The organism is Streptomyces sp. MAR4 CNX-425, from assembly GCF_048656465.1.
In the GTDB taxonomy this organism is placed as follows: domain Bacteria; phylum Actinomycetota; class Actinomycetes; order Streptomycetales; family Streptomycetaceae; genus Streptomyces.
This window is the reverse complement of record NZ_JBMDLF010000014.1, coordinates 33,718-48,861: the sequence shown is the minus strand read 5'-3', so window position 1 is coordinate 48,861 and position 15,144 is coordinate 33,718. Positions and strand designations below refer to the sequence as shown.

Sequence of the window (15,144 nt, the reverse complement as noted above, 5' to 3'; positions counted from 1 at the left end):
ACCCCCGGGACCAAAGACAGGGACGTCATAGGGGGCGCATCAGGGGGTCCGGCGCCGGGGGTCGCGGCAAGACTGAAAAGCGTCAGGACACCTCGTGCAGGCCCGAACCCAGGGATGTGGTGACATTGCTCCGCACCGATCTGATCCGGCCCCTTCCGGAACTTCTGCGGGCCAACGCGGATCGGTACGGCGGCAAGACGGCGTTCCGGGACGCCCACCGGGAGGTGACGTACGCCGATCTGGAGCTGCGCACCGGTCGCCTCGCCGGCCACTTCGCAGACTATCGGCTGCAGCCGGGCGACCGGGCGGCGATCTGCCTCGGCAACCGGGTCGAGACGATCGAGACCTATCTCGCCCTCACCCGGGCCAACGCCATCGGAGTGCCCTGCAACCCCCGTTCCACCGAGGCCGAACTGGCCTATCTGCTGGACGACAGCGGCGCCCGGCTCCTCGTCACCGATGCCGCCCACGCCGCCCGGCTGCGGGACGTGCTCGCCGACCGCCCGCAGGTGCGCCTGGTCCTCGTCGGCGGCGGCGTACCGGCGGGGGCGCCGCGCGGCACCCTCTCCTTCTCGGCGCTGGCCGCCACGGAACCCTCCGCCCCCGCCCGCGACGACCTCGGCCTCGACGACCTGGCCTGGATGCTCTACACCTCCGGCACGACCGGCAAGCCCAAGGGGGTCCTGTCCACCCAGCGCAACTGCCTCTGGTCGGTGGCCGCCTCCTACGTGCCGATCCCGGGCCTCTCGGCCGGGGACCGGGTGGTGTGGCCGCTGCCGCTGTTCCACTCCCTCGCCCACATCGTGTGCGTGCTCGGCGTCACCGCCGTGGGCGCCACCGCCCGCCTCCTCGACGGTTTCGCCGCCGAGGACGTGCTGCGGGCCGTCCAGGAGGAGAACGCCACCTTCCTCGCGGGCGTCCCCACGATGTACCACTACCTGGTCCGCGCGGCCCGCGACTCCGGCTTCCGGGCGCCGGAGCTGCGCATGTGCCTGGTCGGCGGCGCCATCACCACCGCGGAGCTGCGCCGCTCCTTCGAGGAGGCGTTCGGCGCCCCCCTCCTCGACGCGTACGGATCCACCGAGACCTGCGGCTCCATCACCATCAACTGGCCCACCGGCGAACGCGTCGACGGCTCCTGCGGACTGCCCGTGCCCGGCCTCGGCGTCCGCCTCGTCGACCCGGAGACCGGCGTGGACGTGGCCGACGGAGCCGAGGGGGAGGTGTGGGTACGCGGCCCCAACGTCATGGCCGGCTACCACAACCAGCCCGAGGCCACCGCCGAGGTGCTGCGCGACGGCTGGTACCGCACCGGCGACCTGGCCAGGCGGGACGACGCGGGCTACTTCACCGTCACCGGCCGCATCAAGGAACTCATCATCCGCGGCGGCGAGAACATCCACCCCGGCGAGGTCGAGGAGGTCCTGCGGTCCCTGCCGGGCGTCGCCGACGTCGCCGTCGCCGGCAAGCCGCACGAGGTGCTCGGCGAGGTGCCGGTCGCCTTTCTGGTCGCCGGCCCCGGGGGTCTCGATCCGGAGCGGCTGCTCGCCGCCTGCCGGACGGAACTCTCCTACTTCAAGGTGCCCGAGGAGCTGTACGAGATCGAGCAGGTGCCCCGCACCGCCTCCGGCAAGATCACCCGGCACGCGCTGTTCGACCGCCCCGCCCGGCTGCGGGCCGTCGGCAGCGGCTACTTCGAGTCCCTGTGGGGAATGGACTGGCTCCCGCTGCTCTCCGTGCCGGGAAGCGGCCCCGACGCCGGCGCCCCCCGCCTCGCCACCGCCGGATCCGCCCGCGCCCGCACCGAACTGCTCGGTGACACCCCGGATGCGACGCACCACGAGGATGTCACCGCGCTGCGGCGGGCGGTTGCGGACGGGGCCGAAGCCCCCGAGGTGACACTGCTGTTCGCGCGCCCGGGGCCCGGCTCACCGGCCGCCGACGGCGTCTTCCCCACGGACGAGGCCCGCACCGCGCTCGCCTGGATCGCCGACCAGGTGGAGTCCTGGCTCGCCGACCCGCACCTGGCGTCCGGCCGGCTCGCCGTGGTGACCCGGGGCGCCGTCGCGACCGGGGCCGGTGAGCGGGCCGACGACCTCGCCCAGGCCGCCGCCTGGGGCTGGCTGCGTACCGTGCAGAGCGAGCACCCCGACCACATCCTGCTCATCGACGCCGAGCCGGGATCCGGCGCCGCGCTCCCCGCCGCCCTCGCCTCCCGCGAACCCCAGCTCGCCCTGCGCTCCGGGACTGCGGTGATGCCCCGGCTGGCCAGGACGCCCACGCCCGACGACGGGCAGACCGGCGTCACGGCCGACGGCACGGTCCTGATCACCGGCGCCGACACCCCCGCGGCGGCCGTCGTCGCCCGCCACCTGGCCGCCGTGCACCCGGCCCGTGACCTGCTCCTGATCAGCCCCCGGGGCCGTGCCGACCCCGCCGCGGCCGCCCTCAAGTCCGAGCTGACCGCGTTGGGCGCCACCACCAGGCTCGTCGCCTGCGACCCGGCCGACCGGCGCACCCTCGCCAAGGTGCTGAACTCGCTGAAGAGGCCGCTCGCCGAGGTCGTGCACACGGCCGCCGCGGCCGGCGGACCGCCCGGCATCCTGCGCCCGGCCGCCGTCGACGGCGCCTGGAACCTGCATGAACTCACCCGCGCCGCGCCGCTGTCGGGGTTCGTGCTGCTCGCGTCGACGGCGGGCGTGCTCGGCACCGGCGGCCGGGCGGCCGAGGCCGCCGAGGCGGGCTTCCTCGAAGGGCTGGCCGGGCTGCGCGCGGCACAGGGACTGCCCGCGACCGCGCTCGCCTGGGAGCCCGGCTCGGACCTCACCGTGCGCGAGGGGCTCGCCATGTTCGACGGTGCCCGTACGGTCGGCCGGCCCTTCCTCGCCGTCTCCCGGGTCGACGCGGCGGCCACGCACACCCGGCAGGTGCCGGTCCTCCTGCGTGGACTCCTCGACACCACCGCCCCGACCGCCGCGGCCCCGGCCGAGGCGGTCGCCGACGCGCTGCGCGCCCGCCTCGACCGGCTGCCCGAGGACGCCAGGCTCGCCGAGCTGACCGACCTCGTCGCCGCCGAGACGGCGAAGGTCCGCGGCCGTACGGACGACGGTCCGGCCCCGGCCGAACGGGCCTTCAAGGACATCGGGTTCAGCTCCGCCGACGCGGTCGCGCTGCGCACCGCGCTCACGGAGGCCACCGGCCTGCCGCTCGCCGCGACGGTCGCGTTCGACCACCCCACGCCGGCCGCCCTCGCCCGCCACCTGCGGGCCGGACTCTGGGAGGAGCGGCCGGTCCGCGCCGCGGATCCGGCCGCCGCGCCCGTCCTCGACGAGCCCCTCGCGATCGTCGGCATGACCTGCCGCCTGCCCGGTGGCGTCGACTCCCCGGAGGACCTGTGGCGGCTGGTCGAGTCCGGTGGTGACGCCATCTCGCCGTTTCCTGAGGACCGCGGCTGGAACCTCGGCGAGCTCTTCTCCGACGATCCCGCCGCGCCCGGCACCTCGTACGCCCGCGAAGGCGGATTCCTCTACGACGCGGGCGAGTTCGACGCCGAGCTCTTCGGCGTCTCGCCCCGCGAGGCCCTCGCCATGGACCCGCAGCAGCGGCTGCTGCTGGAAGCCGCCTGGGAGACCCTGGAGCGCTCCGGCATCGCCCCCACCTCGCTGCGCGGCCGTCCCGTCGGCGTCTTCAGCGGCCTCATGTACCACGACTACGCGGCCCATCTGCGGCGCGCGCCGGAAGGCACCGAAGGCTACCTCGGCATCGGCTCGGCGGGCAGCGTCGTCACCGGCCGGGTCGCCTACACCCTGGGGCTGGCCGGGCCCGCGGTCACCGTCGACACCGCCTGCTCGTCCTCTCTGGTCGCCCTCCACCTCGCCGCCCAGTCGCTGCGGCTCGGCGAGTGCTCGATGGCGCTGGCCGGTGGCGTCGCCGTCATGTCCAAGCCGTCGCCGTTCGTGGAGTTCTCCCGCCAGCAGGGTCTTGCCCCGGACGGCCGCAGCAAGGCCTTCGCGGACGCCGCGGACGGCACCAGCTGGTCCGAGGGCGTGGCCCTGGTCCTCGTCGAGCGGCTCCGCGACGCCCGGCGCAACGGCCACCCGGTCCTCGCCGTGCTGCGCGGCTCCGCCGTCAACCAGGACGGCGCCTCGAACGGGCTCACCGCACCCAGCGGGCCGGCCCAGGAACGGGTCATCCGCCAGGCCCTCGCGCAGGCCGGGCTGACCGGCGCCGACGTCGACGCGGTCGAGGCGCACGGCACCGGGACCACCCTCGGCGACCCCATCGAGGCGGGGGCGGTCCTCGCCACCTACGGCCAGGGCCGGCCCGAGGGGCACCCCCTGTACCTCGGCTCGCTGAAGTCCAACATCGGCCACACCCAGGCCGCCGCCGGGGTCGCGGGCGTCATCAAGACCGTCCTCGCGCTGCAACGCGGCACGCTGCCCCGGACCCTGCACGTCGACCGCGCCTCCACCAAGGTCGACTGGACCTCCGGCGCGGTCGAGCTGCTCACCGAGAACCGCGAGTGGCCCGATCTGAACCGGCCCCGGCGGGCCGCCGTCTCCTCGTTCGGCGTCTCCGGCACCAACGCCCACGTCGTCCTGGAGCAGGCACCCGACGCACCGCCCCGTCCCGCGGCCACCACCGAGGGCACCCGGCTCCCCGCCCTCCCCCTGGTGCTGTCGGCCCGGACCGGACCCGCCCTCGCGGCGCAGGCCCACCGGATCGCGGACGAGCTGCGCGAGCCGGCGCCGGCCCGGCCGCTGGACGTCGCCTTCTCCCTGGCCACGACCCGGGCCCTGCTGGAGCAGCGCGCGGTCGTCGTCGCCGGCGACCGGGCCGGGATGGTGGCCGGGGCCGAGGCGCTGGCCGCCGGACAGACCGCGCCCGGGCTGGTCACCGGCGCCCCGGTGGGAGGCCGGCTCGCCCTGGTCTTCACCGGCCAGGGCAGCCAGCGCCTCGGCATGGGCCGGGAGCTCTACGACACCGTGCCCGTCTTCCGGCGGGCCTTCGACGCGGTCTGCGACGCCTTCGACGGCCGGCTGCGGCTGCCGCTGCGCGAGGTGGTCTTCGGCGGCGACGCCGACCTCCTGGACCGTACGGAGTTCACCCAGCCCGCGCTGTTCGCCATCGAGGTGGCCCTCTTCCGGCTCGTCGAGGCGCTGGGCGTACGGCCCGCCGTCCTGGCGGGGCACTCCATCGGCGAACTGGCGGCCGCGCACGCGGCCGGCGTCTTCTCCCTCGCCGACGCGGCGGCGCTGGTCGCGGCGCGCGGCCGGCTCATGCAGGCGCTCCCCGGGGACGGTGCCATGGCCGCCGTCGAGGCCACCGAGGAGGAGGTCGCCCCCCTGCTCACCGCCGGGGTGGACCTGGCCGCCGTCAACGGGCCCCGGGCCGTCGTGGTCTCGGGCACCGCCGGGGAGGTCGACGCCGTGGCCGCCGCCTTCGCCGAGCGCGGCCGCCGCACCAAGCGGCTGCGCGTCAGCCACGCCTTCCACTCGCCGCTCATGGACCCGATGCTCGACGACTTCCGCGCCGTCGCCGCGACCCTCGACTACGCCGAGCCGTCCATCCCGCTCGTCTCCGACCTCACCGGGGCGGTGGCCGGGCCGGGCGAGGTGACCGACCCGGACTACTGGGTACGGCACGTGCGCGGCGGCGTCCGCTTCGCCGACGCCGTCACCGGCCTGCGCCGCGCGGGCGCCACCACCTTCCTGGAGGTCGGGCCCGGCGGCGCCCTGACGGCGATGGTCGAGGAGTGCCTCGCCGACCAGCCGGTCGATGCGGTCGATGCGGTCGATGCGGTCGATGCGGTCGACGCGGTCGATACGGTCGCCGCGGTGCCGGCGCTCCGCCGGGGCCGGCCCGAACCGCACTCCCTGCTCACCGCCCTCGCCCACCTCCACGTCCGGGGCGTCCGAGTCGACTGGCAGGACCTGTTCACCGGCACCGGCGCCCGCCGGGTCGCCCTTCCTCCGTACCCCTTCCAGCGCACCCGCTACTGGCTCCCGGCCGACGACACGGCGGACGTGTCCGCCGCCGGCCTCGCCGCCGCCGAACACCCCCTGATCGGCGCCGTCATCGGCGTCCCGGACGGCGACGGCGTGCTGTGCACGGCGCGGCTCTCCCGTGCCACCCACCCCTGGCTCGCCGAGCACGTGGTGGCCGGCGACGCCGTCGTCCCCGGCGCGGCCCTGCTCGAACTCGTGCTGCGCGCGGCCGACGAAGCGGGCGCCGTCGCCGTCGACGAACTCGTCCTCGAAGCACCCCTGCTGCTGCCCCCGCGCGGCGGCGTCCAGATCCGCGTCGGCGTCTCGGCCGCCGACGCCACCGGGCGCCGCCCGGTCACCGTGCACTCCCGCCCGGACGGCGGTGGTACGCACACCGCGTGGACCCTGCACGCCAGCGGGTCCGTGACCCAGGACCCGCCCACGGCCCCGTCTGCGCTCACCGCGTGGCCGCCGGCCGGCGCGGAGCCGCTCGACGTCGACGGCTTCTACGCGGCGCGGGCCGCCGCCGGGTTCGACTACGGCCCGCTCTTCCAGGGGCTGCGCGCAGCCTGGCGGGACGGCGACGACTTCTACGCCGAGGTCGCACTCCCCGAGGACCGGGCGTCCGAAGCGGCCCGATTCTTCCTGCACCCGGCGCTCCTGGACGCGGCGCTGCACTCCGCGACCCTCCTCGACCCTCCCGGCGCCGCGCCCGAACTCCCCTTCGCCTTCGGCCGGGTCGCCCTGCACGCCTCCGGCGCGGAGGCGCTCCGCGTCCACGTCACGACCGGACCCGGCGGGGCGAAGACCGTCGCGATGGCCGACCCGGCCGGGCAGCCGGTCGCTTCCGTCGGGGAGCTCTCCCTGCGCCCGCTCGCCGCGCAGGGAGCGGGCGCCGCCCCGGACGCGACGCACGATCTGCTGTTCCGTACCGAGTGGCGGCCGCTGGAAGCGCCCGCCGGCGCCCCGCGGGGCACCTGGACCGAGCCGTCCACCGGGCAGGACGCGGACGCGCTCGTCCGGTCCGGGGCACCCGAGGTGCTGGTGGTCCGGGTACCGGAGTCCCCGGGCGCCGAGGCGGCGCAGGTCCGGGCCGCCACCACGTACGTACTGGAGCGGTTTCAGGAGTGCCTGGGGCACCCCGGCCTCGACGCCACCCGCGTCCTGGTCGTCACCCGGGGCGCCGCCGCCGTGCACAGCGCCGACGAGGTGCACAGCCCGGCCGCGGGCGCCGTCTGGGGCCTGGTGCGTGCCGCACAGGCCGAACACCCCGGCCGCGTCGTCCTCGTGGACACGGACGGGGACGAGCGCTCCGCGGCCCGGCTGCCGGACCTCGTCGCCTGCGGCGAGCCGCAGGCCGCCGTACGCGCCGGGGCCCTGTACGTGCCCCGGCTGGACCGGGCCGCCGCCCGTCCGCCGCTCCCGGAGCCCGCCGGAGCGCCCGGCTGGCACCTCGCCACCACCTCCGCGACCGGCACCCTGAAGGACCTCGCCCTCGAAGCCGCCCCCGGGTCCCCGGAGCCGCTCGCGCCCGGCCAGGTGCGCGTCGCGGTGCGCGCCGCGGGGGTCAACTTCCGCGACGTGCTGGTCTCGCTGGGCATGGTGCCCGGCCAGAGCGGCCTCGGCGGGGAAGCCGCGGGCGTCGTCCTGGAGACCGGGCCCGGGGTCTCCGGGCTCGCCCCCGGCGACCGCGTCATGGGCATGATCGGCGACTTCGGTGGCTTCGGCCCGGCCGCGGTCACCGATCACCGGATGCTGGTGCCGATTCCGGACGGCTGGACGTACGAGACGGCGGCCGCCGTGCCGATCGCCTACCTCACCGCGTACCACGGCCTGCGCGACCTCGCCGGCCTGCGGCCCGGCCAGTCCGTCCTGGTGCACGCGGCGGCCGGCGGCGTCGGCACGGCGGCCGTCCAGCTCGCCGCGCACTTCGGCGCCGAGGTGTACGGCACCGCGGGCCCCGGCAAACGGGCCGCGCTGGCCGGACTCGGCCTGGACGACGATCACGTGGCCTCGTCCCGCGACAGCGGTTTCCGGGACCGGTTCCACGCCGCCACCGGCGGCCGGGGCATGGACGTGGTCCTCAACTCGCTGTCCGGCGACCTCGCCGACGCGACCCTGGCGCTGATGCCACGCGGCGGCAGCTTCCTCGAACTCGGCAAGACCGACGTCCGCGACGCCGACGCGGTCGCGGCCGCCCACCCCGGCGTGCGGTACCGGGCGTACGACATCCGCGACGCCGGACCCGACCGCATCCGGGAGATGCTCACCGACCTGGCCGCCCTGTTCGCGTCCGGCGCGATCAGCCCGCCCCCGGTCACGTCCTGGGACGTGCGCCGCGCCCCCGAGGCGTTCCGGCACATGAGCCAGGCCCGGCATGTGGGCAAGGTCGTCCTGACCGTGCCCAGGGCCCTCGACCCGGAAGGCACCGTCCTGGTCACCGGGGCCACCGGCACCCTCGGCGGCCTGGTCGCCCGCCACCTGGCCACCGCCCACGGCGTCCGCCACCTGCTGCTCGCCGGCCGCCGCGGCGAAGCCGCCCCCGGCGCCGCCGCGCTGACCGAGGAGCTGCGGGCGCTCGGCGCCCGGGTGACCTGGGCCGCCTGCGACGTCTCCGTCCGCGCGGAGGTCGCCGGGCTGCTGGCCGCCGTGCCGGCCGCGCACCCGCTCACGGCCGTGGTGCACACCGCCGGCGTCCTCGACGACGGGGTCCTCTCGGCGCTCACACCCGACCGGTTCGACACCGTGCTGCGGGCCAAGGCGGACGCGGCGCTCCACCTGGACGAGCTGACCCGGGACGCCGACCTCGCCGCGTTCGTCCTGTTCTCCTCGGCGGCCGGCACCCTGGGCAACCTGGGGCAGGCCAACTACGCCGCCGCCAACGCCTTCCTGGACGCGCTCGCCCAGCGGCGCCGGGCGGCCGGGCTGCCGGCGGTCTCCCTGTCGTGGGGGCTGTGGGCGCCGGCCAGCGGCATGACCGCCGCGCTCGGCGAAACCGCCGCCGCCCGCACCCGCAGGGACGGCATGCGGGCGCTGACCGCCGAGGAGGGCCTGGCCCTGTTCGACGCCGGGCTGCGGGCCGCGGACCCGGTCCTGGTGCCCGCGGGCCTGGTACTCGACGCCCGGCGGACCGCCACCGACCCGGTCCCCGCGCTGCTGCGCGGCCTGGTACGCCCCGCGCGCCGGGCCGCCCACGGCGCGGCCGCGACCGCGGCCGGTGGCCAGGGCCTCGCCGACGCCCTGGCCGGGCTCTCCGGCGACGCCCGGCTGCGCAAGCTCCTCGATCTCGTACGGAGCGAGGCGGCGACCGTGCTCGGACACGCGAGCGCGGACGCCGTGCTGCCCGAGCGGGCCTTCAAGGACGCCGGGTTCGACTCGCTGACCGCCGTCGAACTGCGCAACCGGCTGACCGCCGCGAGCGCGCTGCGGCTGCCGACCACCCTGGTCTTCGACCACCCGACACCGCTCTCCGTCGCCCGTTACCTCGACGCCGAAGTCGCCGGCGGCACCGGACTCCCCGATTCCGCCGCCGCGCAGGGCGCCGCCGCACCGCCGGGAGGGGAAGGCGCCGACGACCCCGTCGCCATCGTCTCGATGGGCTGCCGGTTCCCGGGCGGCGCGGACACCCCCGAGGAGTTCTGGCGGCTCGTCGAGGAGGGCACGGACGCCGTCACCGGATTCCCCACCGACCGGGGCTGGGACCTCGACGCGCTCTTCGACCCGGACCCCGATCACCCGGGCACCTCGTACGCGGACCGGGGCGCGTTCATCGACGCGGCCGCCTTCGACGCGGAGTTCTTCGGCATCTCACCGCGCGAGGCCCTGGCCATGGACCCGCAGCAGCGGCTTCTCCTCGAAGTCGCGTGGGAGACCGTCGAACGCGCCGGAATCGACCCGGCGTCGCTGCGCGGCAAGGACGTCGGAGTCTTCACCGGTGTCATCAACCACGACTACGCCCAGCACCTCCAGAGCGCCCCGGCCGAGCTGGAGGGCTACCGGCTGACCGGCGTCTCCGGCAGCGTCGCCGCCGGCCGCGTCTCCTACGCGCTCGGCCTGGAGGGGCCCGCGCTCTCCGTCGACACCGCCTGCTCGTCCTCGCTGGTCGCGCTGCACCTCGCGGTGCGGGCGCTGCAACGGGGCGAGTGCTCGATGGCGCTCGCGGGCGGCGTCACGGTGATGGCGACGCCGGACAACTTCATCGAGTTCTCCCGGCAGCGCGGCCTCGCGGCCGACGGCAGGTGCAAGGCCTTCGGCGCCGGGGCCGACGGCACCGTCTGGGCGGAGGGTGCCGGACTCCTGCTGGTGGAGCGGCTCTCCGAGGCCCGCCGGCGCGGCCACCGGGTCCTCGCCCTCGTCCGGGGCGCCGCCGTCAACCAGGACGGCGCCTCGAACGGGCTCACCGCCCCGAACGGGCCCGCCCAGCAGCGCGTCATCCTGCAAGCCCTCGCCGACGGCGGACTGACCCCCGCCGACGTGCACGCCGTCGAGGCGCACGGCACCGGTACCGCGCTCGGCGACCCCATCGAAGCGCAGGCGCTGCTGGCCACGTACGGCAGGGCCAGAAGCGCCGAACGGCCCCTGTGGCTGGGGTCGGTGAAGTCCAACATCGGCCACACCCAGGGCGCCGCCGGAGTCGCGGGCGTCATCAAGATGGTGCAGGCGATGCGGCACGGCGTCCTGCCCCGGACCCTGCACGTGGACGCCCCGTCGCCACACATCGACTGGTCGTCGGGCGCCGTCGCGCTGGTCGAGGAGAACCGCCCCTGGGCGGACGACGACGGCGGGCCGCTGCGCTCCGCGGTCTCCTCGTTCGGCGTGAGCGGCACCAACGCGCACGTCGTGCTGGAGCAGGCTCCCGAGGCGCCGGGCGCCGACGCTCCGGACCGGGACGACGCCCCGCCGGCCGCCGGCGCACCGGCCCCCGGAACCCTGCCGGTGCTGCTCTCCGCCGCGGGCGCCGACGCGCTCCCCGCCCAGGCGGCCCGGCTCGCCGCCCACCTGGAGCAGGCCGGGCCCGGTGCGCCGCTGCCCGATCTCGCCCGCGCGCTGGCCTCGACCCGGGCGGTCCTGGCCCACCGCGCCGTGGTCGTCGCCGACGACCGCGACGACCTCCTCGCGTCCCTCACCGCACTTGCCCGCGGACAGGACGCGCCGGGGGCCGTCCAGGGGACCCCGGTCGCGGGCGGCGACGGGGCGGACCTCGCGTACCTGTTCACCGGGCAGGGCAGCCAGCGCCCCGGCATGGGCCGGGAGCTGTACGACCGGTTCCCGGCGTACACCCGGGCCTTCGACGAGGTCTGCGCGGCCTTCGAACCGCACCTTCCCCGCCCGCTCCGCGACCTCGTCCTCGGCACGGACGCGGACGTCCTGGCCCGTACGGAGTTCACCCAGCCGGCGCTGTTCGCCGTGGAAGTGGCGCTGTTCCGGCTCCTCGACTCCTGGGGCCTGCGCCCCGGCCACCTCGTCGGCCACTCCATCGGCGAACTCGCCGCCGCCCACGTCGCGGACGTCCTGAGCCTCACGGACGCCTGCGCGCTGGTCGCGGCGCGCGGCCGGCTCATCCAGGCGCTGCCCGAGGGCGGCGCGATGCTCGCCGTCCAGGCGGCCGAGGAGGACGTGCTGCCGCTGCTCGACGGTCTCGCCGACCGGGCCGGCCTCGCCGCCGTCAACGGCCCGAGGGCCGTGGTGGTCTCCGGGGAGGCCGCCGCCGTCGACCGGATCGCCGGCACCTGCGTGGCGGCCGGCTGGGAGACCAAGCGGCTGCGGGTCAGCCACGCCTTCCACTCGCCGCTCATGGACCCGATGCTCGACGAGTTCCGCGCCGTCGCGCAGCAGGTGACGTACCGCGAACCGACGATCCCCCTCGTCTCCGGCATCACCGGCGCGCTCCTGGACGGGCGGGAGCTGGGCTCCGCCGACTACTGGATCGACCACGTACGGCGTCCCGTGCGCTTCCTCGACGCCGTACGCACCCTGCGTACGCGGGGAACCACCGCCTTCCTGGAGCTCGGCCCCGACGCCGTGCTCACCACCATGGCGCGGGAGGCGTTCGAAGCGCAGGACACCGTCCCGGTCGCCGCGGCCGTCCTCCGCCGCAACCGCCCCGAGGCCAGGACGCTGCTCGGCGCGCTCGCCGAAGCGCACGTGAGCGGTGTCGCGGTCGACTGGGCCCGGTTCTTCGACGGCACCCCCACGGGCCGCGCCGACCTGCCCACCTACGCCTTCCGCCGCCGGCGGTACTGGCCCGCCCGTTCCGCCGGCACCCTGGACGCCGCGGGCCTCGGCCTCGCCGAGGCCGGTCACCCGCTGCTCGGCGGCGCCCTGGAGATGGCGGACGGCGGCGGCCTGGTCCTCACCGGGCGGCTCTCCGTCCAGTCCCACCCCTGGCTGGCCGACCACCGGGTCTCCGGCGCGGTCCTCGTCCCGGGCACGGCCCTGGTCGAGCTCGCCGTACGGGCGGGGGACGAAGCCGGCGCCGGCCGCCTGGCCGAACTCGTGGTCCAGGCCCCGCTGGTGCTGCCGGAGCACGGCGCCGTCCAGGTGCAGGTGGCCGTCGGCGAACCCGACGGCCGCGGACAGCGCACGGTCGGCATCCACGCGCGCCCGGCCGGCGACGCCGCCGTCCCCTGGACCAGGCACGCCGAAGGGGTGCTCACCGACGACCCGGCCGCCCCCGCGACGGACCCGGGCGCCTGGCCGCCGCCCGGAGCGGCCGCCGTCGACACCGGCGGCTTCTACGCCCGCAAGGAGGCCGAGGGATATGCGTACGGGCCCGTCTTCCAGGGCCTGCGCACCGTGTGGACCGGCGTGGACGGCGGGGTCTTCGCCGACGTCGCGCTGCCTGAGGAACTGCACCGGGACGCCGGCCGGTTCGGGCTGCACCCCGCGCTGCTCGACGCCGCCCTCCAGTCCGCCGCGTTCGGCGCGGTCGCCGCGAGCGGCGAGGGAACCGTGGCGCTGCCGTTCGTCTGGAGCGGGGTCCACCTGCACGCCTCCGGTGCCACGGCGTTGCGGGTGCGCGTCGAACCCACCGGATCCGACGCCTTCTCGCTGCGGGCGACCGACGAAACGGGCCGGCCGGTCATCACCGTCGACTCCCTGGTGCTGCGCCCCGTGGACGGCACGGCGCTCGCCGGCGGTACGGCCGGCGGCGCCGACACCCTGTACCGGCTGGACTGGACGGCGCTGCCCGGCCAGGCGGACGGCGCCGGCGGCACCGCCCTCGAACTCGCCGTGCTCGGCGGCGAGGACACCGGCCCCGTACCCGCCCGGGCCGCCGCCTACTCCGGCGCCGGCGCCCTCGCCGACGCCCTGGCGGCCGGCGCGACCGCACCCGGCGCGGTCCTGGTGGGGGCCGTCGACGGCGGCTGCACCGACGCCCCCGCGCGGACCCGCGCCCTCACCACCCGGGTCCTCGGCCTCGTACAGGACTGGCTCGCCGAACCCCGCCTGGACGCCACCCCGCTGGTCGTCGTCACCCGCATGGCCGTGGCCAGCCGCGACGGGGAACTGTGCGACCCGGCTGCAGCCGCGGTCTGGGGCCTGGTGCGCACCGTGCAGTCGGAGAACCCCGACCGCGTCCTGCTCCTGGACCTGGACGACGAGTCCGCGTTCGAGGCGCTGCCCGCCGTCCTCCGCAGCGGCGAGCCGCAGACCGCGGTACGGGCGGGCCGCATCCACGTGCCCCGCCTCGTCAGGGAGACCGCCACGACGCCCACCGGACTCGCGGATCTCGACCCCGACGGCACGGTCCTGGTGACCGGCGGCACCGGCACCCTGGGCGGTCTGGTCGCCCGCCGCCTGGTCACCGCCCACGGCGTACGGCACCTCCTGCTCCTCAGCAGGCGCGGCCCCGACGCTCCCGGTGCCCGGGAGCTGGCGGCCGGACTCACGGCACTGGGCGCCGAGGTGTCCCTGGTCGCGGCCGATGCGGCCGACCGCGACGCCCTGAAGGCCGTGCTCGACGCCGTCCCGGCCGGGCACCCGCTGACCGCGGTGGTGCACGCCTCGGGCACCGTCGACGACGGTGTGGTCGCCGCACAGGACGCCGGACGCCTGGAGCGCGTCCTGCGCCCCAAAGCGGACGCGGCCTGGCAGCTGCACGAGCTCACCGAAGGGCTCGACCTGGCCGCCTTCGTGATGTTCTCCTCGGCGGCGGGCGTCCTCGGCAATCCCGGGCAGGCCAACTATGCGGCCGCCAACGCCTTCCTCGACGGCCTCGCGGGCTTCCGGCGCGGGCAGCGGCTGCCCGCGACCTCGCTGTCCTGGGGCCTGTGGGGGGTGACCAGCGAACTCACCGCCCACCTCGAAGGCGCGCACGCCCCCTCGGGCCGGCGGGCCGCGCTCCCCGCGCTCACCGCGGAAGAGGGCCTCGCCCTGTTCGACAGGGCGCTCACCGGGGACGGGGGACACCTGGTGCCGGCCCGTCTCGACCTGGCCGCCGTCCGCGAGGAGGCCCGCACCTCCGGGGTGCCCGCGCTGTTCCGCTCCCTGGTGCGGCCGGTGCGCCAGACCGCGGCCCAGGGGGCGGCGGCCGCGGGGGGCGACCTCTCCGACCGGCTGGCCCCGCTCTCCGAGGCCGACCGGGAGGCGCTGCTCCTCGACCTCGTACGCACCTCGGCGGCGGCCTCCCTGGGGCGCGGCGCGGCGGATGCGGTCAGGCCGGAACAGTCGTTCAAGGACGTCGGCTTCGACTCGCTGGCCGCCGTCGATCTGCGCAACCGGCTCGCCGCGGCGGCCGGCCTGCGGCTGCCCGCCACGGTGATCTTCGACTTCCCGACCCCCGCCGCGCTCGCCGGCCACCTCGGCGAGCTCCTCGGCCCCGCCGACGCCGCCCCCGGCCAGGCCCTGCTGGCGGAGATGGAGAACCTGGAGAGGACCGCGCGGGCCCTGTCGGAGGGCGAGCCGGACGAGGAGACCAGGGCCCGGGTGACAGCCCGCCTGCGCGGCCTGCTGTCCCGGTGGGACCGGCCCGGGGCCGAGACCGTCGAGCTGGACACGGCCACCGACGCGGACCTCTTCGCACTCGCGGACCGGGAACTCGGCCTGCCCTGAGGCCCCGGGCAAGCGGCCGGACATGAGCGCGGGAAACGCCCCCGCCTTTGCGGGCGCACACCCCCGGCCGGCGAATAGGAAACGAGGTAGATAGGGGATGGTA

The 15,144-nt window shown here is 76.7% G+C and carries 1 protein-coding gene; it reads left to right on the top strand.

Going from position 1 to position 15,144, the window contains the following annotated elements; all coding sequences use genetic code 11:
* Window positions 1-125 precede the first annotated feature (125 nt).
* Window positions 126-15,041: an SDR family NAD(P)-dependent oxidoreductase gene (locus ACHZ99_RS30495; protein WP_420308118.1), complete on the top strand. Its 14,916-nt coding sequence runs from the start codon at window positions 126-128 to the stop codon at window positions 15,039-15,041.
* Window positions 15,042-15,144: the final 103 nt, after the last annotated feature.